The sequence below is a fragment of the Streptomyces sp. AM25 genome, from assembly GCF_058146165.1.
In genome coordinates this window covers 103,979-129,560 of sequence record NZ_JBKIWN010000018.1, presented here as the reverse complement: position 1 = coordinate 129,560, position 25,582 = coordinate 103,979, and the positions used below count along the sequence as shown (strand labels likewise).

The following is a 25,582-nucleotide window of genomic DNA, read 5'->3' as shown; positions in this document are numbered from 1 at the left end:
CGTAGATCATTTACGGGACAACCCTTAGGGGAACGTTCTCAGTGAAATATAAGAGCGTCCGCCAACGGGTGCAGGCGGCCCTGGGGCCCGCATGGTTGAGCGGCGAGGTCGTACACCGCGACGACTTCCTGACCGTTCACCGTGACCGGGTACTCCAGCCCAACGGGGCGCCGGGAACGTACGAGCACGTCACCGTCTCGGAAGGCGCCCGCATCGTTGCCCTCGACCCACACGAACTCCCCCGGCAGGCCGGGGAAGTTCACGATCGGCGTGCCGATCTTCATGCCTGGGTCTGGGCGGCCGCGGGGACCGTGCCGATGATGTTGTCCTCGTCGTCCAGCCACACGTGCTGTCCCTCGCGGGTCACGGTGAGCCCGGCGCGGTCGCGTTCCGGACAGCCGTGGTCCGCCCAGTTCCGGTAGGCGGATTCGACCTCGTCCCACAGCCGGCGGGGGCCGTACTGCTCGACCTCGTACTCGCTCTGCCCCGGGACGTACTCGGCGGTGGCCCAGGAGGAGCGGTCGGTGGAGAACAGCCACAGGGTGGCTTCGTCCGAGCCGTCGTCGGCCTCGCCGACGTGGTGCCACACGTCGCGGACAGCGGTGTCGATCCAGAAGAGGGCGTCGGCATCGCCGCTGACGTCGCGGGGGGACACATCGGTACGGCCGGGGGTGGCGTCGTCCTCGTGGTGGTGGAAGTCGCGCAGCAGTCCCCCCTGTGCGCGCTGGGTGCGGGTGCGCATGAAGGCGGGGTAGCCGGCGAAGCGCCCGCAGGCCCGGCCGTCGTGCACGTCGAGGACCGCGAAGCTGTAATGGTGGATCCCCCCGCCCCACGGGGCAACGATGCGGCCGCCCTCGGAGGCCTGCTCGACCCAGGCGTACGGGATGTCCGCGACGGTGAACGTCGCGATCGTCCGGTCGTACGGCGCGCCGTCCGCGCCGTCCTCGGCGCTCCCGCACAGCACCCGCGGGCTGAAGCCCGCCTTGGCCAGGTTGGCCTCGGCCTGCTTGGCGATGCCCGTATCGATGTCCATGGTCGTCACGCGATCGGATCCGAAGCGGTGGCAGAGCCAGGCCGCGTTGTACCCGGTGCCCGCACCCGCCTCGAAGACCGAGTCGCCGTCACGGACGTCGAGGAGGTCGAGCATCTGGAGCATGACCGTCGGCATGGAGCTGGACGAGGTCGGCAGCTGATAGGCGTCCTCGCCCAGGTCCCGGCCCTCGTTGATCTGGGTGACCAGGGGCAGGTCGGCGTAGACGGCCCAGGCCCACCGCTCCGGGGCGGCGGTGCGGTCGAAGGGGTGGTCGTCGGCTTCGAAGACGTCGGGGAGGAACAGCTCCCGCCGCACCTGGGCGACGGCATCGGCCCAGGGCGATGCGGGCGGGAGCGATCCCTTGTTCGTGAGGATCTGAACGAGCCGTTCGGGAGTACTCATTTACCGGGCTTCTTCTTCGGCGGGTCGGACACGGGCCTCTTCCACTGCCCGTCGCTCTCGCGGGGCGACTGCTGCTTGTCGCCGTCCTTGCCGCCCTTGCCGTCACCGTGCTTACCCACGTGGCTGCGCCTCCTTGTGCGGGTCGGAGCAGTGATGGGGAGGACGGTAGTGCGGAACGGGGCTTTTGCAGGCGGAGTTTGCTCACAAAGACCGGGCGACGAGGGCGAACCCTCACCTGCCTCACGCCCACGGCGGGCCAGCCCCGGTCCGACGACTCAGCCGTGGTTTCCGCGTTGCGGTCACCGTGCCGATTCAGCCGAGCCAGAACTGTTCCCCTGGGCCGTGCCGTTTCTTTCGCGCGAGCGTCCCGGCCGGGCCGGGCTTCTGCTGCTGTCGAAGAAGTCCTCGGCGGGGACGTCGAGTCCGGGCTCGCGAGGGTCGTCACCCGGTCGTCTGCAAAGTGCCCGACACCCGGGCCCCGGCGACAGCTGGACCAGGGCGGTTGGCAGCCGTTTCCGGCAGCAACGCAAGCTCTCGATCGGGTGACGGGCCACGTTCGAGGGAATCGCGCAACCGCCCGCGGGCGCCCTGCCCAGCAACGCCGGGCCCGTTGACCGGCCCTCGAATTTCTGCGCGACAAAACGCCAACGGGCACCCGTGACCTAGCCCGTTCGTGCGCCGTTTTTCCGAGCATTCGTCCGATCGACCTGTCAACGAGGGGGCACAGTGCATCACCGCCACACCCACCTCGCGAATGCCACGGGGGTGCGTTTGCGATTCGAACACGGCCGGCAGCCTGGCCACCGCCGCACGGGGACGGCCACGGGGAGGTGCGCGTGAGGCAGCCGACGCGCTACCGGCTCGTGGTCGACGTCATGGTGCTGATGGTCCGCGATGACGGGCGGGTGCTGCTGCTCCGCCGGGCCGGGAAGGTCTACGCCTCCGGGCTGCTGTGCCCGCCCGGCGGCCACCTGGAGGACGGTGAGACTGTCACCGCCGCTGCCCTGCGGGAGGCCACCGAGGAGACCGGGGTCACGATCGCGCGCCACGACCTGGAGTTCTGTCACGCCATCCACCACCGCAGCTCCGAGGGCGAGTGCCGCATGGGGATGGTGTTCACCACCCAGCGGTGGACGGGCGAGCCGTTCAACCGCGAGCCGGAGAAGTGCTCGCAACTGATGTGGGCGGACCCCACGCGGCCACCGGCGGACTGCGTGCCGTACACCGCCGCCGTCCTGCGCCGGTTCGTCGCCGGGGACCTGCTGTCCGAGCACGGCTGGCCGGCGGAAGGCGGTGCGGCATGAAGTGGACAGCGAAGAAGCAGGACCTCACGGCCCGTGCGGAGGAGGCCGAAGGGTCGCCGTCGGAGCGGCTGTTGTTCGGCGGGCCGCTGGTGTACTCGGCCCGCTGGAACGAGCACAGGTACGCGTACTTCGAGATGTCGCTGTGGGCGACGGCTCTGCGCCTTCCCCGGCTCGTGGGATTCACGGTGCGGCTGGCCTGGCGGGCCGACCGTCGCGCCCTGTGGGCCGTCGGTGCCGGTGAGCTGGTCCGCGGGATCAGTCAGGCCGTCGGCCTGGTGGCCATCAACAGTGTCCTGGCTGCTGTACTCGCCACGGGGATGATCGGGCACCGTCTCCAGACGGCGCTGCCCGCCGTGCTCGGAGTCACCGTCACCGGCGTCATCGGGGCTCTGGCGAACGCGGCGTCCACCTCGGGCACGGGCCGGCTGGAGCCGAAGGTCGAGCGGGTCGCCACAGAGATGTACCTGGCCCACGTGGTCAAGGTGGAGCTGGCCGCGATCGAGGACGCCGAGTTCAACAAGCTCATGGACTCGGCTCAGTACGGTGCCTCGACTGCCCGGCGCATGGTCAGTGCGTGTAGCGGCGTCATCGGCTCACTGGTGAGTTTCGTGGCCGCTGCCGGTGTGCTCACCGTTTTGCACCCGGTGCTGCTGCCGCTCCTCGTGCTGATGACCGTGCCCCGGTCATGGGCATCGTTGAGGAATTCCCGGGAGGGTTACGGCAGTTACCTGCGCTGGATGGAACACTCGCGGGCCGGGCGGCTGCTGAGTCACAACCTGATGCGCACCGGACCGGCCCCCGAGATTCGCGTCCACGGTGTCGGCCCGCTCCTGCTGCACCACTTCCGCCGGATGTCGGAGGCCTCCGAGGCCGAGCAGTCCCGCCTCGCCAAGAACGCCGCCCGGGTCCGTCTGGTGGCCTCTGCACTCACCGGCATCGCTGCCCTGCTCACCTACGGCGCACTGGGGGTGCTGCTGATCACCGGGATGATGGCCCTGTCGGTGGCCGGCACTGCTGTCCTGGCCGTGCGCACCGGCGGGCAGAGCCTGTCCGCCTTCGTCCTGCGGGTCAACGATCTCTACGAGCAAGCCTGCTACGTCCAGGACCTGGAACGCCTCATGGCCGATGCCGAGAAGTGGGCCATCCGCGACGGCGGGCACCCGGTTCCCGACCGGGTGTCGCTGATCCGCTTCGAGAACGTCACCTTCTCCTACCCCGACAACAGCGACAGCGGCGACGAGCAGCCGGCACAACAGCAGGTGCCGCACCCCGCACTTGAGGAAGTATCGCTGGACATCCCCGTGGGGAAGATCGTCGCGCTGGTCGGCGAGAACGGCTCGGGCAAGACGACCGTCTCCAAGCTGCTGGCCGGCCTGTACCAGCCGGACGGCGGCCGGATCCTGTGGGACGGCATCGACGCCGGTGAACTGGACCGGGCCCAGCTGTGGGCGATGTTCGCGATGGTCGGCCAGGACTTCCACCGGTGGCCCTTCACCTGCCGCATGAACATTGCCATCGGCAGCCCCGACCGTCCCACAGACCAGCAAGCGCTGGAAGAAGCCGCAGCCTACGCCGGCGCCGACACGGTGGTGGCCGAGCTTCCCCGGGGCTGGGACACCCTGCTGAACAAGGGCTACAAAGGCGGCCACCAGATTTCCGGCGGCCAGTGGCAGCGCATCGGGCTCGCCCGGGCCCGCTACCGCAACGCGCCCATCCTCATCGTCGACGAACCCACCTCCGCGCTCGACGCGAAGGCAGAACTGGAGGTCTTCGACCAGATCCGTAAGCTCGCCGACGGCGGCCAGACCGTCGTCCTGATCACCCACCGCCTCGCCTCCGTCCGCCACGCCGATCTCATCCACGTCCTGCAAGAGGGCCGGCTGCGCGAGTCCGGCACCTTCGAGGAGCTGCTGCACAAACCCACCGCGGGCGTCTTCCGCGAGCTGTATGAGATGCAGGCCCGTCAGTTCCAGGACGCCGTGCTGCCCGGCCCGCGCAAGCCGGCCGACGCGGTGGAAGGGAGCGACGTCTCGTGAACAACGTCCCGGCGGGAAAGAGCCTGTGGCGGCACCCGGACTTCGTCCGCTACTGGTCGGCGTGCGCAGTGGACATCGCGGGCAGTGGCGTCACCGCGGTTGCCCTGCCGCTGATCGCTGTGGTCTCGCTGCACGCCACCGTGTGGCAGGTGTCGCTGCTGAACTTCGCCGAGCGGCTGCCGCCGCTGCTGGTGACCCTTCCCGCCGGGGCGCTCGCCGACCGGCACCGCAAACGGCCCCTGATGATCGGCGCGGTCCTCGTGTGCGGCACGGCGTTCACCGTGATCCCGCTCGCGGATGCCGCAGGCCGCCTGTCGCTGGAGCTGCTGTACGCGGTGGCGTTGGTGACCTCGGCCGCGAGTCTTGTCGGCTCCACCCCGCGCATCAGCTACCTGCCCTCGCTGCTGCCCGGCGAGAAGCTGTTGGAGGGCAACGCCAAGATCGGCATCCGACAGGCCGTGTGCGAACCCGGCATGCAGGGCCGGATGCTCGCCACCGGACAGTGGATCACCTACGGCACCCGACCTCTCGCAGCCCTCCTTGCCGGGGCCGCGGGCACGTGGCTCGGCCTGTGGAACACCCTCGCTCTCGGCACCGCCGCCCTGGCCCTGCCGTTCCTGCTGCTCTTCGCCTCCTCGATCCGCTCCCTGCACCGCCTCCCCGGCGCACCGCCTGCCCCATGTCCATCCCGTCCGGAGGGAGAACCGGCGTGAGCATCGACAATCCGGCGGCGAGCTGGGGCCAGTTGTGGATGTCGGGCCGTCGGTACGCCGGGCTCGCCGTACTGCTGGCCGGTCTGCTCGGCGCGCTCGCCGCCTACCACACTGCCCGGCCCGGCAGTTACCCGTGGCCGCTGCTCGTGGCGCTGGCCGTGGGCGGGGCCGGGAACGGGCTGTTCACCGTCCCGTTCTTCACATCCGCCCTGTCGCGGGTGCGCCCGCACGAGACGGGCTCGGCGGCCGGACTGCTCAACTCCGTCCAGCAGTTCGGCGGCACCCTGGGCATCGCCCTCCTCGGTTCGGTCTTCTTCCGCGCCCTGTCCGCCGGTGCGCCGGAGGCCGCTTCGCTCGCGGGCGCCCGGCACGCCTTCCGGCTCGCGGCCGGCCTCCTCGCCGCGGCCGGCACGGCAGCCGCCGTCCTGTACGCGGACGGGCGCTCCCGACCCGTCCCACCAGGTCCGGAGGCCGATACCCTCAGGTGACGCACGGCGGCAAGAGGGCCCCGTGCGACAGGTGGTGCAGTGTTCCGGACACTCGGCCTCCGATTGCGTTAAGGGGAAGCAACGTTTCTCCACAGGCAAACACATGTTCACCGGAAGTTTCCCTATCGTCTGTGCTCGTTCGGTCACTCAGCGAACGCACAAGAACGCACAAGAGGGGGCTCACTTCCATGGACGCTCTGCGGCACCTCGCCGCCCACCTGGGACTCGATCTGGCGGCCGTCTGCCTGCTGACCTTCGGCATCTACTACCCGCGCCACCGGCGCCGCGACCTCGTCCCGGCCTATCTCGCCCTGAACATCGGCCTGTTCACCGTCGTCTCCGCGTTCGCCGCCGTCGGCGGCCGCGGCGGCACGGCGCTGGGCCTCGGCCTGTTCGGCGTGCTCTCGATCGTCCGGCTCCGCTCCGACGCCGTGCAGCACGAAGAGGTCGCGTACTACTTCACCACGCTGGTGCTCGGCCTCCTCTGCGGGCTGCCGCACCTGGAGTTCGCCCTCACCGCCGGGCTCAGCGCCGTCCTGCTGCTGGTCGTCTACGGGGCCGACCACCCCCGCCTCTTCGCCCGCTCCCGCCGCAGCCTGGTCACCCTGGACACCGTCCACGACGACCCCGCCGCGCTGCGCGCCGACCTCGCCCGCCGGCTGGGCGAGCCGCTGCACTGGACGGTCATGGAAGTCGACTTCGTCCGCGACCTGACCGTCGTCGACGTCCGCTACCGCGAGCCCCTCCCGCAGCAGGACACCCCCGGCACCCGTGCCTCCGCCGAGCCCGTGCGCCGTTCGACGCCCGCCTGGGAGACCGTGTGACCACCGTCGCGCAGACCCGCCCCGAACCGGCCGCCGTCCAGGGCATCCGCACCGCCGCGGACACCGCCGGACCCATCACCCTGGCCGAACTCAACGAACGGGCCGAGCTCCTGGCCCGCTTCGACAACAGCTACCTCGTCCCCACCGACATCTTCCTGCGGCTGGCCGAGCGGCTGACGGACCCACGGCGCCCCGGCGGACCCTTCCGGGCGCTGACGATCGACGGCCGGCGCGCCTTCCGCTACCACTCCGTCTACTACGACACCCCCGGCCTCCGCTCCTTCCACGACCACCGCCAGGGCCGCCGGCTCCGCTTCAAGATCCGCGAGCGGGTGTACGAGGACTCCGGGGAGCGGCAGTTCGAGATCAAGCTCAAGGGACGCCGCGGCGACACCGTCAAGCACCGCCGCCCCCTCACCGGCACCGCCACCCCGCTCGACACCGGCCACCGCTCCTTCCTCGCCGACACCCTGCACCGCGCCTACGGCATCGACTCCCCCACGGCGCTGGCCCCTTCGCTCAGCACCGACTACCTGCGCGCGACGCTGGTGGCCGACGGCGAGCGCATCACCTGCGACGCCGGGCTGGTCTGCCACGACCTGCGCGCGCAGCGGACCGTGCACTGCGACGCGGGCCTCGTCCTCGTCGAGACCAAGACCGGCGGCCATCTCACCGAGGCGGACCTGCTGTTGCACTCCTACGGCGTGCGGCCGGCGGTCTTCACCAAGTACTGCGGGGCCCTGGCGGCCCTGCGCCCGGCCCTGCCCGCCAACCGCTGGCGGCGCGCGGCGCGCAGAGCCTTCGGTGACGGCGGCGGCTGAGCCCGCGCCACCGTCACCAGGTGACGGACAGCTCCAGGGGATAGCGCCAGATCGAGTTCGTGTTCCACGGCACCTCCGCGGGCGGCACGGCCAGCTTCAGCCCGGGGAAGCGCTTGATCAGCGTGGTGAACGCCACCTGGAGCTCCATGGCGGCGAGCGGGGCGCCGAGGCAGTGGTGCGAGCCCCAGCCGAAGGTCATGTGCGCCGGCTTCGGCCGGTCGATGTCCAGCTCGTCGGGCCGGTCGAACTTGCCGGCATCGCGGTTGGCCGTCAGGTACGAGACGTGCACGATGTCGCCCGCCTTGATCTTCGCCCCGCTCAGCACCACGTCCTCCATGGCCACGCGCGGGATCCCGACGCCCTTGCGGAACGGGATGTAGCGCAGCAGCTCCTCGATCGCCTGCGGCAGCGTGTCCGGCCGCGCGCGCAGCCTCTCGAACAGCTCGGGGCGGCTGAGCAGGGTGTAGGAGATGTTGCCCAGCTCGTAGGAGGTGGTGTCCTGGCCCGTGATGAGCAGGACCATGGCCATGACGGTCAGTTCCTGGTCGTCGAGGATCTCGTCCCCGTCGCGGGCCTGGGCCAGGGTGCTGATCAGGTCGTCGGCGGGATTGGCCCGCCGCTCGGCCGTCAACTCGGAGAAATAGGAGCGCAGTTCGGCCTTGGAGCGCTTCGCGTCCTCCCGGCCGCTGGCCCCGATGCGCATCATCGTCCAGGCGTGGGAGCGCAGTTGCGGCCGCTCCGCCTCGGGGATGTCCAGGACCTCGCAGATCGTCGTCATGGGCAGCGGCGACGTCAGGTGCTGCACGAGGTCGGCCGGCGAGCCACCCGCCTCCAGGCCGTCCAGCAGGCTGTCGACGACGCCCTGGGTGCGCTCCCGCATGCGGTCCACGTGCTGCGGTGCGAAGCCCTTGGCGATCAGGCTGCGCAGCCGGCTGCTGGCCGGCGGGTCCATCACGTTGATCGCCTCGGCCTGGATGATCGGCTCGGGCGTCATGCGCGGGTAGTCCCGGCCGACGACGGCACTGCGGCTGAAGCGGCGGTCCGTGGTGACCGTGCGCACGTCCTCGTAGCCGGTGACGAGCCAGGCCTCGCCCTCACCGTAGGGCATACGGATGCGGGAGACGGGCTCCTCCGTCATCAGATGTCTGAGCTGCGGGTCGAATTCGAGGCCGTCGGCGAAGTCGAAGGGGCAGGTCCAAACGGTGGCGCCGGGTTCCATTGCAGGTACTCCAGTTCCAGTGCTCCGGGCGAGGGTGCGGGGACTACGGGGATACGCGGTCATCCGGCAGACCGGGGCCGGATGACGCATGGATACCCACCGCCCCGCCCCGGGACGTGCCCAGGCGCCCGAATTAGCCCAAACAGGTGTCCACCGTGCTCACCAAGCCCCTTGCCTCCTAGCCCGGATGGCCCTCTTCGACCCCGGGGCCCCGATCCGGCCGTGCTTCGATCTGGTGGTGGAGGTGGATGCGATGTCCGCAGAGCGAGAGCAGGAGACCGGCCCACGACCGGCCATAGCCAGGAGAAACGTCCTGGCCGCAGCCGCGGCGGCACCCGTGCTGGCGGGAGTGGGGGCGCATACCGCCCATGCCCTGCCGCCCCCGGCGCGCAGACGGGCGGGCGCGGCGCTGCTCGAACCGGTCACCACCACCGACGCGGACTGGAAAGGCGTCGCCAAGGCGCTGGGCCGCGGCGGCAGCCTGATGCGCAAGATGGTCTTCCGGACCGGCTTCGGCCGCACCGACCTGCACGTCGTCTCCCGCGACGTCGAGGTCACCGCCGGCCTCGCGCTCGGCTCGCACGCGGCCTTCATCCGCTACTCCGACGGCAGCACGCTGATGATGGGCGACATCGTCTCCACCGAGGACGAGCTGCAGCCCATGCTCGACACCATGCACGCGCACGGGATCCGGCAGACGGCCATCCACAAGCACCTGCTCGCCCACAGCCCCGACATGTGGTGGACGCACGTCCACGGACACAGCAAGGACCCTGCGGCGCTCGCCGCCGGCCTGCGCGAGGCGGTGGCCTGCACCGGCACCCCGCCCGCGGTACCCCCGTCGAAGACGCCGCCGCCCGTCGACCTGGACACCGCGGGGATCGACCGGGCGCTCCGCGCCAAGGGCTCCAACGACCAGGGCATCTACAAGTGCGTCTTCGCCCGCCGCGAGCGGATCAGCGACGGCGGCCTGCTGCTGCCCGCGGGCTCCGGAGCGACCTCGGCCTTCAACTTCCAGCCCCTGGGCCGCGGCCGGGCCGCGCTCAACGGCGACTTCGCCATGATCGCCGATGAGGTCCACGACGTCCTCAAGGCCCTGCGGAAGGGCGGGATCGAGATCGTCGAGCTCCACAACCACGGGCTGACGGACGAACCCCGGCTGTTCTTCACCCACTTGTGGGCCGTGGACGACGCCGTGAAGATCGCCAAGGCGCTGCGCACCGCCCTGGACTGCACCAACGTGAAGGCCATTTCGATCACGGCGCCGACGTGACGCGCGTGCGCGGGAAATGCGGGAGTCGCGGGAGTTCAGGTCGCAGCGTCGGGCTTCGGTCCGAGCTTCCCCTTCAGCAGCAGTGACGCCGCGCGCCCGTCGTCGATCGTGAACGGCCGGGCGCGCGACTCGCCTTCGCCCTCCGTGCGGGACGGTCCGGAGAGAAGACCGAGGAGTGCGGCGGCACCGAGGGTCATGACAGCAGTACGGCGCATGAACTACCTCTTATCCTGTGATCGGTCTGGACACTTCACCTTTGCCCATGCCCTCGCCCGTCCCCCCGCATGCGCTGTGTCCCTCGTACGGGGCGGTACGGGAACGGAGGACCGGTCAGCCGCTCCAGTCCACGGTCAGCCGCTCCCCCTCGACGGTGACGGTCGTCCCGAACTCGGCACAGGCGCGGGTGAATCGGTCCCGGATCCACTCCCACTCCCTGCCGCTCGCCGGCACCGTGCGGCAGTAGTCCAGGTGCAGCGGCAGCGCCTCCAGGCGCACCGGGCGGTGGGCGGCCGGGTCGGGGCCGTCCAGCGTCACGAGGAAGAGCAGGCCGAGGTCGTTGCGCAGCCGGGAGTCGACGGCGTAGTCGTCGACGAAGTCGCCCATGTCGTAGATGACGCGGTCGGCGACGCCGTGGAAGACGTGCGCGGAGTGCCCGGCGATCAGCGTCGCCCCGGCCTGCTGCAGCGCCGGTACCGCGTCGCGTACGTGGGGCGGCGGCCGGGAGGTCATGTTGGGACCCCAGTGCGGGGTGACCAGCACGACGTCCGCCTCCGCGGACGCCTGCCGCACGAGGCCGGTGAGCCATTCGGGGACGCCCCGGCGCAGGTCCGCGAAGGAGACGCCCGCGCGGTCGTCCTCGGCGGCGTAGTCGTCCGGGTGGTCGGTCACGCCGACCACCGCCAGCCGGATGCCGCCCGCCTCCAGTACGGCGTACGCGCGGGCGGCGGCCGCGTCGGGGCCGGCGCCCACCGTGCGGACGCCGGCCCGGGAGAGCAGGTCGGTGGTGTCCGCCAGGGCGTCGTAGCCGAAGTCCAGCGCGTGGTTGTTGGCGAGCGTCACGCAGTCCACGCCGAGTTCCGCCAGGACCTCCGCGGCGTCGGGCGGGGCGCGGAAGAAGAACGGCTTGCCCGGGGCCGGCCAGGGTTCGCCCCGGCCGGAGACGCAGCACTCCAGGTTCAGGACGCACAGGTCGGCCTCGGCGACCGCGGCCCTGACCTCGTCGGACAGGACGGCCTCCGGACGGGGCGAGAGGTCCAGCCGCTCCGCCACGCTGCGGCCCAGCATGGTGTCTCCGGCCAATGCCACTGTGATCGCCACCGGTGGGCCGCCTTCCGTCCGTTCTGCTCGTTGCCTATCACGGCCCCGGGCGGCCCACCAGCGGCAGTGGTCCGAACGTGTGCCGCCCGGCCGTTCACTCCAGTGCCCTGACGACGCGGGCCGGGTTGCCGACGGCCAGGACACCGGGCGGCAGGTCCTTGACGACGACCGCACCGGCGCCCACCACCGTGTCCGCACCGATGGTCACACCGGGGCAGACGATCACCCCGCCGCCGAGCCAGACGTTGTCCCCGATCGTCACCGGCTCGGCTTTCTCCCAGCCGGCCCGGCGGCGTTCGGCGTCGAGCTCGTGCGTGGGGGTGAGCAGCTGGACGTTCGGACCGAGCTGCACGTCCTCGCCGATGGTGATCGGTGCCGCGTCGAGGAAGACCGCGCCGAAGTTGACGAACGTGCCGGCCCCGATGCTGATGTGGTAGCCGAAGTCGCAGTGGAAGGGCGGGCGGATCCGTACCGTTGCGTCGACGGATCCCAGCAGTTGTTCAAGGATCTTCGTGCGTTCGGCCGGGGCGGCCGTCGCGGCCGCGTCGTAGGCCGCGCAGAGTGCGATGCGCCGTTCGGTGTCGGTGCGCAGGTCGGGGTCGTCGGGGAGGTACCAGTCACCGGCCAGCATGCGCTGCTTGTTGACGCCCATGAGCATCCTCTCGTCGCAGGACCGTTCACGCTACCGGCCACCCGAAAGGGTCATCCGGCCGGTGCCGGGCAACCGCTGTGAGCGAGTGCGGCGTCTGAACGCTCAGCAGCAGGAAGTTCCCGGCGCGAGCCGGTGCGAGAACGTGGGGAGGATGGGTGGACGGTGCTGCGGATCCACTTCACCGGTGAGGATTTGGCCAGGACGCGCATCGCGAGCGGGCCGGACGTGCTGTGGGAGGCGTTGCTCAGCATCCACATGGTCCAGGATCGCAGCACGGCGCAAGTGAGCCCGGCCTCGGCGGACTTCGTACGGTGGCGCCGGGCCGTGCGCCCCAGAATCACCGCACAGTTGAAGGAACAAGCCCCTCTTCTGGGGGAGTTGGCGCCGCCTGTCGGCTATTCCGCGGACTTCCTCACGCCCACCGCGGGATCGGGCGACCTGGAGTCGGCCGTCGAGACCGTCCTGTCCACGCCGCGCCTGCACCTGCAGCGGGACATCGGCCGCCTGGCCGCCGTGCGGCGGCCGCTGTCGGGCCGTCTCGCGCTCCTGTCCGAGGGCGACCCGCAGACGCTCGGCTTCCTGGGCCACGCGCTGCACTCCTACCACCGCATCGCGCTCGCCCCCTACTGGCACCACGTCCAGGAGCAGATCGCGGCCGACCGGGCCGTGCGCGTGGCGGCGCTGGCGGAGGGCGGTACGGAGCAGCTGCTGGCCGGGCTGCATCCGGGGGCGCGGTGGGAGCCGCCCGTGCTGGTGCTGGCGTACCCGCTGTCGAAGGACCTGTACCTGGAGGGGCGGGGGCTGATCCTCGTCCCGTCCTTCTTCTGCTGGGGCATGCCGATCACCCTGCGGGAGCAAGAGAGCACTCCGGTGGTGGTGTACCCCATCGCGCGGCGCAGCGGCTGGACGGGCGGGGAGGCCCGCGCGACGGCCGTGCCGGATCCACTGGCCGCCCTGCTCGGGCGGACGCGCGCGCAGGTGCTGTACGAGCTGACGCACGGCTGCGGGACGCGCGAACTGGCCCGGCGCATCGGGGTGTCCGACGCCTCGGCCAGCCAGCACGCGACGGCGCTGCGGCAGGCGGGTCTGGTGATCAGCCGGCGGTCGGGCAACTCCGTGCACCACTCGCTCACCGGGCTGGGCCTGGACCTGCTGCTGGCCGGCGGCCCGTGGGCCACGGGCCGGGCACCGCGGCCGGCCGGGTAGGCGGCTCCCCGTAAGGGGCACGGCGCAACCAGCCACGACGAGCCCGCAGTTACGCACAAGCCGGCCAAGTAGGCCGGAAACCCTCTCCCCGCGGCTCAGCGGTTCCCCTTGAGTGGCCGTCGACGATCACGATCATGCGCCGGCGTCGAGGACGCCGGCGCTCCCCTCAGGAGGAACCATGCGAAGATTCCGCGCCGCCGGTCTGGTGCTGCTGGGCACGGCGCTGGCCGCCGTCGTCACGGCAGGCCCCGCGCAGGCGGCCCCCGGCGACACGGCGACCCTGTGCGGCAGCGTGCGCACCCCCGCGGGCTGGGTAGACGTCAACTGGGGCATCAGCGCCTCGTGCGGCGCGACCACGAGCCCCAACGTCAAGATGGTCAAGCAGCTGACCGGGCTGCCGGTGGGCACCACCGTCAACGCCTGCGCCACCACCTACCCGCCCGCCGGGTGGACCCAGGTGAGCACGTACTACAGCAGCGGCTGCCAGGCCTTCCTCAACCCGAGCCTGCAGCCGAACACCTGGACCCTGAAGCGCGTCTCCTGACCTGCCGCGTCAGGCGCGGGGCGTCAGCTCCGCCATCGCCGACCAGGACGTGCCCGGCACCTCGACGTTGATGATCTGCGGGGTGCTCGCAACCACGTCCGGCATCCAGGCCATCGCGGTCTTGAAGTGCTCGGAGTTCACGTGCACCTCGCCGGCCTGTGCGTCCGCGAAGGCCTCCAGCAGCACGAACCGGTGCGGGTCGTCCACGCTCCTGGACCACTCGTAGAAGAGGTTGCCCGGCTCGTTGCGGGTGGCCACGGTGAAGTCCTCGACCAGATCCAGCCACTCGGCACTGCGCTCGGGGCGGACGGTGAACTTGACGGCGATGAAGATCATTGGGGGCTCCTGCCTCTCGGACCGACCCGCAGGATCCTGCCCCGTACCGCATCCCGGCCGCGAACCGGACCGCGCCGATTCCGGCCCTGCCGGAAAACTGGCTCACCCGTGCCGGCGCGGCCGGGAGCGGGCTCACCCATGCCGCCCCCCGCGACGGCACGGGTGAGCCCCGGCCAGTGCTGTGCAGCCGCCCGCCGCACGCCTGGCGTCCGATGCACCCGGGCAACCCCCGTACGGCATCCCTCCGATGCCCTTTGCCCTCGGGTGTCGGCTGACTCCACCATGAGGCAGTGGGGAGTTGTCCGAAAGCCCAGTTCACGCTGGACAAACAACTCGGACAAAGTTTCAGGTCGTACGGGACGGCCCCCTTCCGGGGCCACGGCGGAGGCGGCGACATGACGGACTCGGGCAGGGCGGGCCGGGCACGGCTGGGCCGTCCGGAGCGGCCCGTCGACCCGGATGCGGGGCCGGTGGAGCATCTGGCGTGGGAGCTGCGGCAGTTGCGCGAACGGGCCGGGAAGCCGAGCTACCGCGTCCTGGCGCGGCGGGCCCACTACTCGGTCAGCACGCTGGCGGAGGCGGCCAAGGGGGAGAAGCTGCCGTCGCTGCCGGTGGTCCTGGCGTACGCGCAGGCGTGCGGGGGCGACGCGGTGGAGTGGGAGGCCCGGTGGCGGGCCGCCTCGGCCGCGCTCCCCGAGGACGGCGGTGACGGCCACGGCCTGCGGGAGGAGGCCGAGCGGTGCCCGTTCCCGGGGCTGACGGCCTTCGCGCCCGGGGACGCCGGGGTCTTCTTCGGGCGTGCGGAGCTGGTCAAGGAGCTGCAACTGCACGTCGAACAGGGGCCGCTGGTGGCCGTGTTCGGGGCTTCCGGCTGCGGGAAGTCCTCGCTGCTGCGCGCCGGGCTGCTGCCGCGGCTGGGGCCGCAGCGGCACCCGGTGCTGCTGGTGCCCGGCGCCCGCCCCCTGGCGGCCCTGGCCTCGGCCGTGGCCGCCGTGGTGGGCGACGACCCCGCACCACTGGGCCGCCGGCTGGCCGAGGACCCCACGGCGCTCGGCCTGACGCTGGGCACCTGGCTGGCGTCGCGCCCCGAGGACGAGCGCGTGGTCCTGGTCGTCGACCAGTTCGAGGAGGTCTTCATCCTCTGCGAGGACGAGCGCGAACGGGCCGCCTTCCTCGGCGCGCTGGCCGGGTTGTCGCACGCCAGCACGCCGCGGATCCGTGCGGTCCTGGCCGTCCGCGCCGACTTCTACGCGTCCTGCTTCTCCCACGCGGGCCTGGTGGCCGCCCTGCGCACGGGGGTGCAGATGCCCGTGGGGCCGCCCACCCGCGAGGAGCTGCGCGAGATCATCACCGGGCCGGCCGCCGCGGCCGGGGTGACCGTGGAGACCGGGCTGACCGAAGCCGTGGTGGCCGAGGCGGCCGGCGAGCCCGGGGCCCTGCCGCTGGTGGCGCACGCGATGCGCGAGGTCTGGCAGCGCCGCCGCGGCAAGGTGCTGCGGCTGGCGGACTACCGGGCCAGCGGCGGCATGCAGGGCGCCGTCGCCCAGACCGCCGAGCACCTCTACGCCACCGCCCCCGAGGAACAACAGCACGTCCTCCAGGCCCTGTTCCTCCGGCTGACCGCCCTGGGCGAGGGGACCGAGGACACCCGGCGCCGGGTGGACCGCAGCGAGCTGCAGGGGCTCGCCGCCCCCGAGGTCCTGGACGCCCTGCTGGACCGCCTGGCCGGTGCCCGGCTGATCGTCCTGGACGGCACCACCGTCGAGGTCGCCCACGAAGCGGTCATCCGCGCCTGGCCGCGGCTGCGCCGCTGGCTCTCCGACGACCGCGACGCGCTGCGCACCCACCGGCGCCTGACCACCGCCGCCCGCACCTGGGAGGACCTCGGCCGCGACCCCGGGGCGCTGTACCGGGGCACCCAGCTGGCCACCGCCCGGGCCTGGGCCCGGACCAGCCCCGGGGCGCTCAACGACCTGGAGTCCGCCTTCCTCCAGGCCGGCATCACCGCCGACCAGCGGCGGGTGCGCCGCGCGCACCGGGCCATCGCCGCCCTGAGCACCCTGCTGGTCCTGGCGCTGCTCTCCACCGCCGTGGCGATCTGGCAGCGCAGCGACGCCGTGCAGCAGCGCGCGGACGCGGAGTTCCGTTCCGTGGTGGCCGAGGCGGACCGGACGCGCACGTCCGACCCGTCGCTGTCCGCCCAGCTCGTCCTGGCGGCCCACCGGATGCGCCCGGAGGACCGGAACCTCGACGAGACCCTGATCTCCACCGCGAACATGCCGCTCGCCGCTCCCCTGCGCGGCCACAGCGGCGCGGTGTACCTGACGTCGTTCAGCCCCGACGGGCACACCCTCGCCACGGCGAGCTACGACCGCACGGTCCGGCTGTGGGACCTGCGCGACCCGGCCGCCCCCAAGCCGCTCGGCGCACCGCTGACCGGCTATTCCAGCTGGCTGACCTCGGCCGTGTTCAGCCCCGACGGGAAGACGCTGGCCTCCGCCGGGGACGACCGCTCGGTACGGCTGTGGAACGTGGCCGATCCCGCGCACCCGACTCCGCTGGGCAGCCCGCTCTCCGGCGGCGACGGCACCGTCTACCTGGTGGCGTTCAGCCCCGACGGGCACGTCCTGGCCACCGCGAACGAGGACCACACGGTCCGGCTGTGGGACCTGAGCGACCGGTTGCGCCCGAAGCCGCTGGGCGAGCCGCTCACCGGCCATACGGCGCAGGTGCGTTCGGTGTCGATCAGCCGGGACGGCCGGCTGCTCGCGGCGGGCGGCGACGACGACACGGTCCTCGTCTGGAACATCTCCGACCCGGCCCGCCCCGAGCGCACGGGACCGGCCCTGACCGGTTACACCGGGACCGTGCACTCGGTGGCCTTCAGCCCCGACGGACGCGTCCTCGCCACCGGCAGCGACGACAAGTCCATCAAGCTGTGGGACGTCGGCGACCCCGCACACATCGCTCCTCTCGGCACCGCCCTCATCGCCCACAACGCCCCCGTCTGGTCGGTGAACTTCAGCCCGGACGGCCTGCTGCTGGCCTCGGCCGGGGCCGACGGTGCCACGCGGCTGTGGAACGTGGCCGATCCGGCGCGGATCCTGCTGTTCGGGCAGCCGCTGTCGGGCAGCGGCGGCGGCATGTTCACCGCCGTCTTCAGCCCCGACGGCCACAGCCTCGCCACCGGCAGCGACGACGGCACGGCCCTGCTGTGGTCCCTCCCCGCCGACACCCTCATCGGCCACACGGCCAACGTGGCCGGCGCGGTGTTCAGCCCCGACGGACGCCTGCTCGTGACCGCCAGCGACGACAAGACCGCGCGGCTGTGGGACACGAGCAACCCCGACCGGCCGAAACCGGTCGGCCGCCCGCTGACCGGACACACCAGTTACCTCACCCACGCCGCATGGCACCCCAACGGCCGCATCCTGGCCACGTCGGGCGGCGACGGCACGACGCGGCTGTGGGACGTCTCCCGGCCCGCCTCCCCCACCCCGCTGGGCAAGCCGCTGACCCTGCACACGCGCTACTCCAGTCCGCTGGCCTTCAGCCCGAACGGCCATGTCCTGGTCACGGGGGACGACGACCAGAGCGTGCAGCTGTGGAACGTCGACGACCCCGCACACCCGGCCCCGGTCGGCTCCCCGCTCACCGGTCACACCGGCTACATCAACGCCGTCGCCTTCAGCCCGGATGCGAGCACGCTGGCCACCGCGAGCAGCGACCGCACCATCCGCCTGTGGGACGTCGACGACCCCACGCACCCGGAGCTCCTGAGCGACCCGCTGACCGGACACACCAGTGACGTCCGCACGGCGGCCTTCAGCCCCGACGGGCACGTCCTCGCAACTGCCGGGAACGACAAGGTGATCCGCCTGTGGAACCTACGGGACCCGGAGCACCCCACACGTCTGACCTCTCTGACCGGTCACCGCGAACCCGTGCTGTCCGTGGCCTTCAGCCCCGACGGGCGAACCCTCGCGAGCAGCAGCAGTGACACCACGGTGCGGCTGTGGGACGTCTCCCATCTGTCGGACGGCGCGCCGTCACGGCAGCTGGCCACGGGGCATTCGTCGTCGGTGCGGTCGGTGTCCTTCAGTCCCGACGGCCGTCACCTGGTGACGGCCAGCGCGGACGACACGGCACGGCTGTGGAACCTGGACGTGGAGCGCGCCGAACGGCGCATCTGCGCGGCGACCCGGGGCATCCTGACGCCGGATCAGTGGAAGCAGCACGTACCGCGGCAGGAGTACCGGGCGCCGTGCAGGTAGGCGACGGGGACCGGCGATAGGCTGCCAGCCGGTCCCGGTCCTGAGACGGGAGAAGAGGACACATGGCCCATGCGGTGACGCCGGCATCCGCCGACGTGTGGCTGCTGGCGAGAGCGCACCCGGTTGCTCTGATGCGCTCGACGAGCGAACTGGCCGGCGCGCTCCGGGCGGTGTACGGCGACCGGTTCGCCGTCTGGCACACCGACGAGCTCGTCCTGGGCGTCCGCGGCGGCCGGCTGGTGCTGCGCACGCTGGGCGGCGCCGACGTGGCCGCCCCGAAGGTGGTGTGCGTGCGCCAGCTGCCGGGCTCGATGCACCACGACCGCGAGGTCTCCCTGCTGCGGCACCTGGAACGCATGGGGGCCGTGCTCCTCAACCCTCTCGACGCGCACCTCGCGTGCCGCAACAAGCTCTGGCAGCTGCAGGAACTGGCCCTGGCCGGGCTGCCGGTGCCCGACACCCTCTCCTACGCCACCGCACCGCTGGAGGGCGTGGTCCGCACGCCCGGCCTCGACGTGCCGTGCGTGGTCAAGTCCGTCACCGGCTACCGGGGCAGCAGCGTCTTCCTCGCGCCCGACGCGCGCCTGCTGCGGGACATGGCCGGCGCCCTCGCGCAGGACGTGCCCCTCCTCTTCCAGCAGCACGTGGCGTCCTCGCACGGCCGCGACCTGCGGGTCGTCGTGGTCGACGGCGAAGCCGTGGCCGCCCAGGTGCGCACCTCCCACGACGGCCTGCTGGCCTCGAACCTGGCCCGCGGCGGCTCCGCCACGCTCTGCCGGGGCCGCTATCCGCAGGCCGAGGCCCTGGCCGTGCGGGCCGCCCGCACCATGGGGCTGGCCGTCGCCGGCGTGGACCTGCTGTTCGCCTCGGCGGACTCGTACACGATCTGCGAGGTCAACGCCGTCCCGGGGTGGCGTCCGGAGATGACGGCGGTGATACCCGCCATCGCGGCGTGCGTCGCGCGCCACCTGAACGGGCGGAGGGATCGGGACCGGGGGGATCGAGAACCACTGTGAGGAGAACGGCCTTGTCCGAGATCAGCTCCGCCGACGTCGCCTTTCTGCAGCGCGCCGTCGCCATCTCGCGGCGCGCGCTGGAGGTGCCCGGCATCACGCCGTTCGGGGCACTCGTCGTGGTCGACGGCGCCGTCGTGGGCGAGGGCAGCAGCTCGGTCGTCAAGCTGCACGACCCCACCGCGCACGCGGAGATCATGGCCCTGCGGGCGGCGGGCGCGGCGCTGGAGCGGCACATCCTCGCGGACGGGGTGATGTACACCAGCAGCGAGCCGTGCCCGATGTGCCTGACCGCCTGCTACTGGGCGCGCATTCCGCGGGTGGTGTACGCGGCGGACAGCCGCGACGTGGCGGAGCACGGCTTCGAGGACCTGCGGCTCTACCGCGAGCTGACGCTGGACAGCACGGACCGGACCCTGCAGGGCGTTCCCGTGGACGGCCCGGTCCGGGCGGAGGCCGTGTCCGTACTCAAGGCCTGGAGCGATGCACTGCCGGAGCCGGTGGTTCCGAAATACTAGGCGGGCTTGGCGAAGCACGGTGCATGATCGTGCCCCGAAGGGGCGCGGGGAACTGCACGACCAGCCACAACGAGCCCGCAGATGACGCACTGCACTTCCCGCGGAGCGCTTTGGCGCCGTCTGCATTGCCCTCTTTGGCCGGAAGGTTGCTGTACACACCCGCTCTTTGGTGCGGACCATCGATGAGTGCGACATAGCACGCGATCCCGAAAATGAGAACTCACCGTCCATTTCGGGTTCTTCAGGCATCGGCACCGCCCTCGGGAAGACACATGGCTTCTTCGGCAACTCCTCTGCTTCTGTCTGCACCGACCCTTTCACCGGACACCGCGCACGTCCCCACCGGTCGAATTCTGATGATCCATCCGCCCTATGTGCACGACGACTACCTCGGCACCGGCACCCCGTTCTCCCCGGACCGGCTCCCCTTCCTGCCCGTCGCACCGCTGTACGCGGCCGCATTGCTGGAACGGCAGGGCCTCGCCGAACCCGACCTGTTCGACTGCCAGCTCCACGACCTGCGCAGCGCCGAGAACCTGGAGGACTACGACGCGTTCGGCATCGCCGTCATGGGCGCGCAGAACATCAGCCCGGCGGCCCAGGTCCACCGCCACCTCACGGTCGAACGCGGACTGCCGGCCGACAAGGTCCACGTCGGCGGCCAGGGCGTGGAACGGCTCTCCCCCGAGGAGTTCGCACGGATCTTCCCCGGGGCCCACCAGACGGACCGGCGGTGGCTCTCCGCCGCCCCCGGCGCCATGGACATCGACCTGCGCCACCAGCTCGACCGCCTCGGCGAGGACGACCTGCGCACCTACCTCACCCACGAACTGACCCTGCCCTTCAGCCAGGGATGCCTGTTCGGATGCAGTTTCTGCGGCGCACAGATCCAGCAGCGGGAGTCGTTCTTCAACGTCCGGGCCCATCTGGAGAACGCCTGCCAGATCGCGGAACGCCTCGGCCTGACGTCGCTGTACCTCTACTGCACCTCACTGGACTTCTTCCAACAGGGCCTCCCGGGCGGGAACCTGGGCCTGCTCACCGCCCAGCTCGAGGCCGTCATCGAGGTGGAGGAGCGGTACCCGGGAATCCGCATCGGCCTGCACGCCCTCACCCGCGCCGACTCCTACAACGCCGCGATGCGCTCGGAGCAGGTCCGCGACCTGGTGCTGCGCGCAGGGTTCGACCGCTTCGGCTTCGGCGCCGACGGCGCGGCATCCGTCGCGGTCCTGCGGGCCATGCGCAAACACGCCGACACACTGCGCTCCGACCTCATCACGGCCTTCCAGCACATGGAGGAACATGAACTCGTCCCGGAGATCCTCTACGTGTTCGGTATTCCCGAGGAGACCGAGGAGACGCTCGCCGAAACGCGCACGCTCTGCGGTCTACTGCTGGAGACCTTCCCGTCCTCGGAGTACCGCGGATTCCCCGCGAAGAACGAGATTCCGGGCAACTCCAACTGGAAACGCCCCGGATGGCGCGGCTCGGCGGCCCACCGCACACTGCTCGACCACCCGGACCACTTCCTGAACCTGGGGTTCGAGGCACTGGCGAACGAAACCTCGCACCGCGACCCGGAAATGCGCATGCTGGTCAACCGCTACGCCGTGGACATGAGCCGGCACGCCCACGACCTCGGCCGGGTCCGCAGCTACCTGACCCTGCCCGTGGCCACCCCCGGCGCCGCGATCATGGATGAGGAGACTCTGGACGGATTCCGGGACATCGCGGCGCACTACGCGCCGGACGCCGCAACCGAACTGCGGGCGGACAATCTGGCCGAACTACGGCCGGTGCTCAACTCGGCGATTCCGAAGGACTACTGAGGAAAAGGACTACTGAGAGAAGGGAATAATCACGCCGGTTTGGTGCCGGACACCACCGTGGTCGGCACCCAGGGCCCGGTCCACCACATCCGCGCCCCCACTCCTCGACGGGTGACATCGCGCAGCCCGAGCCGTTCCAGATCGGCGCGGTACCGGCGCGTGTTGCGAATATCGGCGACGACGATACGGCCGCCGGGCCTGAGCACCCGCACCGCCTCCTCGATCGCAGCGGTACGGCCGGCGTCGTCGGGGATGTTGTGGATCGCCAGGCTGCTGACCACGGCATCGAACGTGCCGTCTTCGAAGGGAAGCCGAGTCATGTCGGCAGTGTGCAGCTCGACCCGGTCGGCCACACCCTCCGCCCGCGCATTGCGCTCGGTGACAGCGGGGTCGTTGCCGCTCTGATCCCGACTGCGCCACAAGTCGACGCCGTGCGCCCGCCCTTCGGGTAGCCGACGGGCCGCCGCCAGGAGCACCGCGCCCCGCCCGCAACCCAGGTCGACGACGTCCTCGTCACCGCCCAGCGCCAGTTCGTCGAGAAGCTCCTCCCAGACGGCGAACTTGCCGCGCCGGGTCGCGTACATGTACAGACCAGCGGCGACGAGCGCAAAGCAGCCGAAGAAGAGAGGCCAGGCTGCGAGTGCCGGCCATCCCATGGCCAAGGAGACGATGCCCCAGGCCAGCAGCACGACACCCGCAACGCCATAGAAGGCCGGGACGTACGGAGCGTCCACACCGTACTCCCCCTGACGCCGGACAGAGGACTGAGCAGATAAACGGGAAGGCAAGACCACCCCTGACGATCCGGGAACGGACATCATCCGCGGGTCAGGCTATCCCCCAGTTGACAGGACTCACTCCTCGCGCGACGTGCCGAGCCCACCACGCCGACTCTCCACGAGCGCCCCGCCCGCGGCCCCGACGGCGACGCCCAGGCCCATGCCGAGCCCGATGTTGCCCAGGACGAGCAGCCCGACGACGACACCCCCGGACAAGCCGATGGACATCCCCAGCGCGAGTGCCGTACCTGGATCGTTCTTTGCCATCTGACCATTGTGCCTGCGCAGGCCGGCGGCACGGGCAGAGGGGCCCCGTGCACCATTCAGTATGATATACGCCAGATATTCCGTCCCGGATTGCGATCTCGATGCCTGACCTCCGACGACTCCCGTCATCACGACTGAACTGGACCGTGCACCTTGCGCCTTGGGTCTTCCCCATCGACTACAGCGGACGGAAACCCTGGACCCGCACCCCGCGCCTCCTCCTGTTGCTGCTGCTGGGGCCCGTTCTGCTGATCGGGGCACTCAACCCGCTGGCCTCCGTGCCATGGCAAGAACGGATCCTGTGGGGGCTCGCCGGGTTGATCGTCACTACGTTTCTGGCGCTCTGCACCGCCGGCTATCGGCGGCTCGCCGCGTTCGTGGACGCCGAAGACCAAAAGTTCGGCGCAGTGGAAGAGCGTCACCGTCGTCACGTGCGCCCGCCGGCCGACGATGAGCCCCTGGATCCGGGCCGGCGTCCCATCGCCTTGTCACGCGACCCCTTCGAACTCGAGTCCAGCAGCGTCCCCATGCCGGCGGACCTCACGTCCCTGCACTGGTGGCGGCCGAACTACTGGCAGCGCGTGCCCCGATGACTCCACCGGGCGAGAGGCGTTCACCGCTTGTTGAACGGTGTGCTGGAACGTTCGTCACGGCGCGGGATACAGCCCGCACCACCACGAACACCGAGAACACCGAAACGAGGAACAACCATGCGCACTTCCGCACGCTTCGCGATGCTGGCCACGGTGACCGCCATCGGACTCGGCACGATCTCCACCGGCACCGCCCAGGCCGACGCCCAGGCGGCCCGCAGCACCCATGTCCGTCTGCACAACGGGACCGGGTGCACGCTGACGCGCACCGACTACGGCCTGGACCACGGCATCTGGTCGCAGGGCCAAGAGCCCCCGTACCAGCTCGGCAACACCGGCGACGCCGACTTCCAGTCGGAGAGCAACGGCTTCATGACCGGCACCGAAGGTCATGTGACCTTCCAGGCGTCCAACTGCGAGGAGGGCTTCCGAAACGGGCGGACCGTCCGGCTGCACTGGGACAACCCGTTCGCCGGGTCCAACAGCTACGACAAGGACGGCACCGACAACACCTTCCGCGACACCCGTGACGGTGGCGGCGGCGACAACGCTTATGTGGCGTGGGGCGTCTACAAGAACTGACCCACGACGCGAGCGCCGTCAGAGTGGCCTCCGCGATGGGCCAGCCGGCTGCGAGTGCACGCTCGTAGTGGAGGAAGGATCCCCTTCCCGTGAGACAGCGGATACAGGCATCGGCGCTGCATCGCTGAGGCTACGTCAACTTCACGGCTGCAGCCAGATTTTCGATGGATTCGGCCACTCGCAGAGCACAGCCTGTCAGGACGCCGAGGGCGTGGGTGGCAACCCCAATGACGGCAGCCAGGCCACCGGTCTCGGCGAGTCCCACGACAAGCCCGTCTACCGCACCCGCATCGACTTCTACTGCGGCCTCGCTCTGTTCGGCGGGAGGGCCGCCGCCCGCCTGACCAACCTCCTCGTCGGCTGATCCGTCTACAAGCCCCCGCGCTCGTCGCCTCACCAGGTCGACGGGGGCGGGGGCTTTCTGCCCGTCGGTATCACCGCCATGTACGCGATCGAGGACGAGCCGCTGGGCCGTGGCGGCGGCCTCTGAGCTGGAGCGGCTGGGTCGGCGGCTGGTTGCGGCGCGGGCGGCGTTCGGTCGCTGATCTGCAACTGTGGTGTGCTGGGCGGTTGTTCGCCCGGCGGTGTTTCGGACCGTGGTGGTGATGGCCTACTGCCCCCATTTGTCGGGCCATGGCGTGGTCTCGTTTCGAAGGAGGCCCCATGTTTCCTGTTGGTGCGCGTGTGGTGATCGTGAGCGTTGATCACCCTGCCTGATCGCGGGCGTCGAAGCTCTTCGGTCGGACGACGGTGGTGACGGATCACGTGGACGACATGTACGAGGTCGCGGTGCTCCACGCCGGGCGGTTCACGTCGCTCGTGCGGTGGATGTCCAACGCCGAGGATCTGCGGTCGGTTTGAGGATCAGAGCCCGATGGCCGCGGCCGGCGCCCCGGGCTGATGTCAGTGGGTGGGGAGTCCGGCGGTGGCGCGGTTGTGGCGCCAGATGACGGTGAAGATCGCGGGTAGATGGGTGGGGCAGGGCTCGTGTGCGCAGACGGTTTTGTGGGCGATGCGGCAGGTCGTGAACCGGGAGGGCAGCGCTGTCTTCCAGTTGATGACACGACCGTCCCCGCCGACGACCCATCGCAGTTCCTGCGGTACTTCGGCAGGGGGCAGCTCGATGCAGGGTTCGAGGAGAACGTAGCGGTCGTGGCCGGTCTGCCACCGGTCCTGCTCCTGACCGCACGTCCGGCAGATCGGTGGTGCGTCTGGCGCTGGCGCGAGTGCGCCCTCTTGGAGGGCTTGCTCGTCGTCGGCGATGTGCATCTCGTCGTGGAAGCAGCGGTCGCAGAGCGGCCCGTAGGACTGGCCGCGGTCGGTGACGCTGCCGCCGATGGCCGGGCATCCCCGGCAGGCATGCGGTTCGTAAATGGCCCCCATCGTCCGGATATTGCTTGCCGGTGAGCAGCGTCGGCGAGTGGTTGCTAGGCCGTTTGTGCTGGTGGCGAGTGGTGTCGGTGGGTTGGTGGGTGGCGGCCGGGTTGTCGTTGGTCCCACGGCTGTACAGGCGGGGTGGCCGTAGCGGCTGTCTTGCCTCTCGAGTACCCGTCTGCTGC

General features: G+C 71.0%; 26 protein-coding genes and 1 pseudogene. 17 read left to right on the top strand and 10 right to left on the bottom strand.

Features of this window, described 5'->3' with window-relative positions; all coding sequences use genetic code 11:
• Positions 1-41 precede the first annotated feature (41 nt).
• A pseudogene (locus tag ACLHRZ_RS25000) lies at positions 42-146 on the top strand (hypothetical protein); the annotation flags it as partial.
• Positions 147-280: 134 nt separating this feature from the next.
• Here the strand turns inward: ACLHRZ_RS25000 and ACLHRZ_RS24995 are convergent.
• Together ACLHRZ_RS24995 and ACLHRZ_RS24990 are read right to left on the bottom strand one after the other, a co-directional pair.
• On the bottom strand, positions 281-1,435 hold the full coding sequence (locus tag ACLHRZ_RS24995) for a methyltransferase domain-containing protein (protein WP_490420746.1): 1,155 nt from the start codon (positions 1,433-1,435) through the stop codon (positions 281-283).
• The gene (locus tag ACLHRZ_RS24990) at positions 1,432-1,554 is read right to left on the bottom strand and encodes a hypothetical protein (protein ID WP_490420745.1); all 123 of its coding nucleotides are present in this window, start codon (positions 1,552-1,554) and stop codon (positions 1,432-1,434) included. The genes ACLHRZ_RS24995 and ACLHRZ_RS24990 overlap by 4 nt, the downstream gene beginning before the upstream one ends.
• Before the next feature lie 717 nt (positions 1,555-2,271).
• On the opposite strand from ACLHRZ_RS24990, the gene ACLHRZ_RS24985 reads away from it, so the two are divergent.
• The 6 genes from ACLHRZ_RS24985 to ACLHRZ_RS24960 all read left to right on the top strand — a co-directional run bounded on the left by ACLHRZ_RS24985 (position 2,272) and on the right by ACLHRZ_RS24960 (position 7,621).
• Positions 2,272-2,739: an NUDIX hydrolase gene (locus tag ACLHRZ_RS24985; protein ID WP_490420744.1), complete on the top strand. Its 468-nt coding sequence runs from the start codon at positions 2,272-2,274 to the stop codon at positions 2,737-2,739.
• Positions 2,736-4,775, top strand: coding sequence for an ABC transporter ATP-binding protein (locus ACLHRZ_RS24980; protein WP_490420743.1), 2,040 nt, complete (start codon positions 2,736-2,738; stop codon positions 4,773-4,775). Before ACLHRZ_RS24985 ends, ACLHRZ_RS24980 begins: the two co-directional genes overlap by 4 nt.
• Positions 4,772-5,488: an MFS transporter gene (locus ACLHRZ_RS24975; RefSeq protein ID WP_490420742.1), complete on the top strand. Its 717-nt coding sequence runs from the start codon at positions 4,772-4,774 to the stop codon at positions 5,486-5,488. The genes ACLHRZ_RS24980 and ACLHRZ_RS24975 overlap by 4 nt, the downstream gene beginning before the upstream one ends.
• Positions 5,485-5,976 carry an MFS transporter gene (locus ACLHRZ_RS24970; RefSeq protein WP_490420741.1) on the top strand — a complete coding sequence of 164 codons (492 nt, stop codon included), beginning with the start codon at positions 5,485-5,487 and terminating at the stop codon, positions 5,974-5,976. Before ACLHRZ_RS24975 ends, ACLHRZ_RS24970 begins: the two co-directional genes overlap by 4 nt.
• Before the next feature lie 188 nt (positions 5,977-6,164).
• Positions 6,165-6,800, top strand: coding sequence for a DUF4956 domain-containing protein (locus ACLHRZ_RS24965; protein WP_490420740.1), 636 nt, complete (start codon positions 6,165-6,167; stop codon positions 6,798-6,800).
• Complete coding sequence (locus tag ACLHRZ_RS24960) at positions 6,797-7,621, top strand: polyphosphate polymerase domain-containing protein (protein ID WP_490420739.1); 825 nt, start codon at positions 6,797-6,799, stop codon at positions 7,619-7,621. Before ACLHRZ_RS24965 ends, ACLHRZ_RS24960 begins: the two co-directional genes overlap by 4 nt.
• A gap of 13 nt (positions 7,622-7,634) precedes the next feature.
• On the opposite strand, the gene ACLHRZ_RS24955 is transcribed toward ACLHRZ_RS24960, so the two are convergent.
• Positions 7,635-8,840 (bottom strand): cytochrome P450, encoded by a 1,206-nt coding sequence (locus tag ACLHRZ_RS24955; protein ID WP_490420738.1) that lies wholly within the window; start codon positions 8,838-8,840, stop codon positions 7,635-7,637.
• Positions 8,841-9,093: 253 nt separating this feature from the next.
• Here ACLHRZ_RS24955 and ACLHRZ_RS24950 point away from each other — a divergent pair, with 253 nt between their 5' ends.
• Positions 9,094-10,113 carry a DUF1259 domain-containing protein gene (locus ACLHRZ_RS24950; protein ID WP_490420737.1) on the top strand — a complete coding sequence of 340 codons (1,020 nt, stop codon included), beginning with the start codon at positions 9,094-9,096 and terminating at the stop codon, positions 10,111-10,113.
• 35 nt (positions 10,114-10,148) lie between these two features.
• Here ACLHRZ_RS24950 and ACLHRZ_RS24945 read toward each other — a convergent pair whose 3' ends face one another.
• The 3 genes from ACLHRZ_RS24945 to ACLHRZ_RS24935 form a co-directional block, all read right to left on the bottom strand.
• The gene (locus tag ACLHRZ_RS24945) at positions 10,149-10,328 is read right to left on the bottom strand and encodes a hypothetical protein (RefSeq protein ID WP_490420736.1); all 180 of its coding nucleotides are present in this window, start codon (positions 10,326-10,328) and stop codon (positions 10,149-10,151) included.
• A 115-nt stretch (positions 10,329-10,443) separates the two neighbouring features.
• Positions 10,444-11,430, bottom strand: coding sequence for a CapA family protein (locus tag ACLHRZ_RS24940; protein WP_490420735.1), 987 nt, complete (start codon positions 11,428-11,430; stop codon positions 10,444-10,446).
• 94 nt (positions 11,431-11,524) lie between these two features.
• Positions 11,525-12,082: a sugar O-acetyltransferase gene (locus tag ACLHRZ_RS24935; protein WP_490420734.1), complete on the bottom strand. Its 558-nt coding sequence runs from the start codon at positions 12,080-12,082 to the stop codon at positions 11,525-11,527.
• A gap of 162 nt (positions 12,083-12,244) precedes the next feature.
• On the opposite strand from ACLHRZ_RS24935, the gene ACLHRZ_RS24930 reads away from it, so the two are divergent.
• Positions 12,245-13,288, top strand: a complete 1,044-nt coding sequence (locus ACLHRZ_RS24930) for an ArsR/SmtB family transcription factor (RefSeq protein WP_490420733.1) — start codon at positions 12,245-12,247, stop codon at positions 13,286-13,288.
• Positions 13,289-13,466: 178 nt separating this feature from the next.
• Positions 13,467-13,832 (top strand): hypothetical protein, encoded by a 366-nt coding sequence (locus tag ACLHRZ_RS24925; RefSeq protein ID WP_490420732.1) that lies wholly within the window; start codon positions 13,467-13,469, stop codon positions 13,830-13,832.
• Positions 13,833-13,841: 9 nt separating this feature from the next.
• Here the strand turns inward: ACLHRZ_RS24925 and ACLHRZ_RS24920 are convergent, their stop codons facing one another.
• On the bottom strand, positions 13,842-14,168 hold the full coding sequence (locus ACLHRZ_RS24920; protein ID WP_490420731.1) for a putative quinol monooxygenase: 327 nt from the start codon (positions 14,166-14,168) through the stop codon (positions 13,842-13,844).
• 395 nt (positions 14,169-14,563) lie between these two features.
• On the opposite strand from ACLHRZ_RS24920, the gene ACLHRZ_RS24915 reads away from it, so the two are divergent.
• The 4 genes from ACLHRZ_RS24915 (at position 14,564) to ACLHRZ_RS24900 (ending at position 21,802) form a co-directional block, all read left to right on the top strand.
• Positions 14,564-18,442 (top strand): nSTAND1 domain-containing NTPase, encoded by a 3,879-nt coding sequence (locus ACLHRZ_RS24915; RefSeq protein WP_490420730.1) that lies wholly within the window; start codon positions 14,564-14,566, stop codon positions 18,440-18,442.
• 62 nt (positions 18,443-18,504) lie between these two features.
• The gene (locus ACLHRZ_RS24910; RefSeq protein WP_490420729.1) at positions 18,505-19,458 is read left to right on the top strand and encodes a RimK family alpha-L-glutamate ligase; all 954 of its coding nucleotides are present in this window, start codon (positions 18,505-18,507) and stop codon (positions 19,456-19,458) included.
• Between the two features lie 11 nt (positions 19,459-19,469).
• Positions 19,470-19,973, top strand: a complete 504-nt coding sequence (locus tag ACLHRZ_RS24905; protein ID WP_490420728.1) for a nucleoside deaminase — start codon at positions 19,470-19,472, stop codon at positions 19,971-19,973.
• 356 nt (positions 19,974-20,329) lie between these two features.
• Positions 20,330-21,802 (top strand): radical SAM protein, encoded by a 1,473-nt coding sequence (locus ACLHRZ_RS24900; RefSeq protein ID WP_490420727.1) that lies wholly within the window; start codon positions 20,330-20,332, stop codon positions 21,800-21,802.
• A 29-nt stretch (positions 21,803-21,831) separates the two neighbouring features.
• Here ACLHRZ_RS24900 and ACLHRZ_RS24895 read toward each other — a convergent pair whose 3' ends face one another.
• Positions 21,832-22,536 (bottom strand): class I SAM-dependent methyltransferase, encoded by a 705-nt coding sequence (locus ACLHRZ_RS24895; RefSeq protein WP_490420726.1) that lies wholly within the window; start codon positions 22,534-22,536, stop codon positions 21,832-21,834.
• Positions 22,537-22,656: 120 nt separating this feature from the next.
• Positions 22,657-22,848 (bottom strand): hypothetical protein, encoded by a 192-nt coding sequence (locus ACLHRZ_RS24890; protein ID WP_490420725.1) that lies wholly within the window; start codon positions 22,846-22,848, stop codon positions 22,657-22,659.
• Positions 22,849-22,949: 101 nt separating this feature from the next.
• Between ACLHRZ_RS24890 and ACLHRZ_RS24885 the strand changes: the two genes are divergently transcribed.
• The 3 genes from ACLHRZ_RS24885 to ACLHRZ_RS24875 all read left to right on the top strand — a co-directional run bounded on the left by ACLHRZ_RS24885 (position 22,950) and on the right by ACLHRZ_RS24875 (position 24,387).
• Positions 22,950-23,441 carry a hypothetical protein gene (locus tag ACLHRZ_RS24885; RefSeq protein ID WP_490420724.1) on the top strand — a complete coding sequence of 164 codons (492 nt, stop codon included), beginning with the start codon at positions 22,950-22,952 and terminating at the stop codon, positions 23,439-23,441.
• A gap of 117 nt (positions 23,442-23,558) precedes the next feature.
• On the top strand, positions 23,559-24,023 hold the full coding sequence (locus ACLHRZ_RS24880; protein ID WP_490420723.1) for a hypothetical protein: 465 nt from the start codon (positions 23,559-23,561) through the stop codon (positions 24,021-24,023).
• 211 nt (positions 24,024-24,234) lie between these two features.
• Positions 24,235-24,387: a hypothetical protein gene (locus ACLHRZ_RS24875; RefSeq protein ID WP_490420722.1), complete on the top strand. Its 153-nt coding sequence runs from the start codon at positions 24,235-24,237 to the stop codon at positions 24,385-24,387.
• A gap of 539 nt (positions 24,388-24,926) precedes the next feature.
• Here ACLHRZ_RS24875 and ACLHRZ_RS24870 read toward each other — a convergent pair.
• Positions 24,927-25,406 (bottom strand): DUF6083 domain-containing protein, encoded by a 480-nt coding sequence (locus ACLHRZ_RS24870; RefSeq protein ID WP_490420721.1) that lies wholly within the window; start codon positions 25,404-25,406, stop codon positions 24,927-24,929.
• Between the last annotated feature and the right edge of the window lie 176 nt (positions 25,407-25,582).

Excerpts from the sequence above, each read along its gene's own strand:
- ACLHRZ_RS24995 (WP_490420746.1), bottom strand. The coding sequence starts at position 1,435 with ATGAGTACTCCCGAACGGCTCGTTCAGATCCTCACGAACAAGGGATCG.
- ACLHRZ_RS24980 (WP_490420743.1), top strand. The coding sequence starts at position 2,736 with ATGAAGTGGACAGCGAAGAAGCAGGACCTCACGGCCCGTGCGGAGGAG.
- ACLHRZ_RS24965 (WP_490420740.1), top strand. The coding sequence starts at position 6,165 with ATGGACGCTCTGCGGCACCTCGCCGCCCACCTGGGACTCGATCTGGCG.
- ACLHRZ_RS24955 (WP_490420738.1), bottom strand. The coding sequence starts at position 8,840 with ATGGAACCCGGCGCCACCGTTTGGACCTGCCCCTTCGACTTCGCCGAC.
- ACLHRZ_RS24950 (WP_490420737.1), top strand. The coding sequence starts at position 9,094 with ATGTCCGCAGAGCGAGAGCAGGAGACCGGCCCACGACCGGCCATAGCC.
- ACLHRZ_RS24945 (WP_490420736.1), bottom strand. The coding sequence starts at position 10,328 with ATGCGCCGTACTGCTGTCATGACCCTCGGTGCCGCCGCACTCCTCGGT.
- ACLHRZ_RS24935 (WP_490420734.1), bottom strand. The coding sequence starts at position 12,082 with ATGGGCGTCAACAAGCAGCGCATGCTGGCCGGTGACTGGTACCTCCCC.
- ACLHRZ_RS24925 (WP_490420732.1), top strand. The coding sequence starts at position 13,467 with ATGCGAAGATTCCGCGCCGCCGGTCTGGTGCTGCTGGGCACGGCGCTG.
- ACLHRZ_RS24920 (WP_490420731.1), bottom strand. The coding sequence starts at position 14,168 with ATGATCTTCATCGCCGTCAAGTTCACCGTCCGCCCCGAGCGCAGTGCC.
- ACLHRZ_RS24915 (WP_490420730.1), top strand. The coding sequence starts at position 14,564 with ATGACGGACTCGGGCAGGGCGGGCCGGGCACGGCTGGGCCGTCCGGAG.
- ACLHRZ_RS24910 (WP_490420729.1), top strand. The coding sequence starts at position 18,505 with ATGGCCCATGCGGTGACGCCGGCATCCGCCGACGTGTGGCTGCTGGCG.
- ACLHRZ_RS24900 (WP_490420727.1), top strand. The coding sequence starts at position 20,330 with ATGATCCATCCGCCCTATGTGCACGACGACTACCTCGGCACCGGCACC.
- ACLHRZ_RS24890 (WP_490420725.1), bottom strand. The coding sequence starts at position 22,848 with ATGGCAAAGAACGATCCAGGTACGGCACTCGCGCTGGGGATGTCCATC.
- ACLHRZ_RS24885 (WP_490420724.1), top strand. The coding sequence starts at position 22,950 with ATGCCTGACCTCCGACGACTCCCGTCATCACGACTGAACTGGACCGTG.
- ACLHRZ_RS24880 (WP_490420723.1), top strand. The coding sequence starts at position 23,559 with ATGCGCACTTCCGCACGCTTCGCGATGCTGGCCACGGTGACCGCCATC.
- ACLHRZ_RS24870 (WP_490420721.1), bottom strand. The coding sequence starts at position 25,406 with ATGGGGGCCATTTACGAACCGCATGCCTGCCGGGGATGCCCGGCCATC.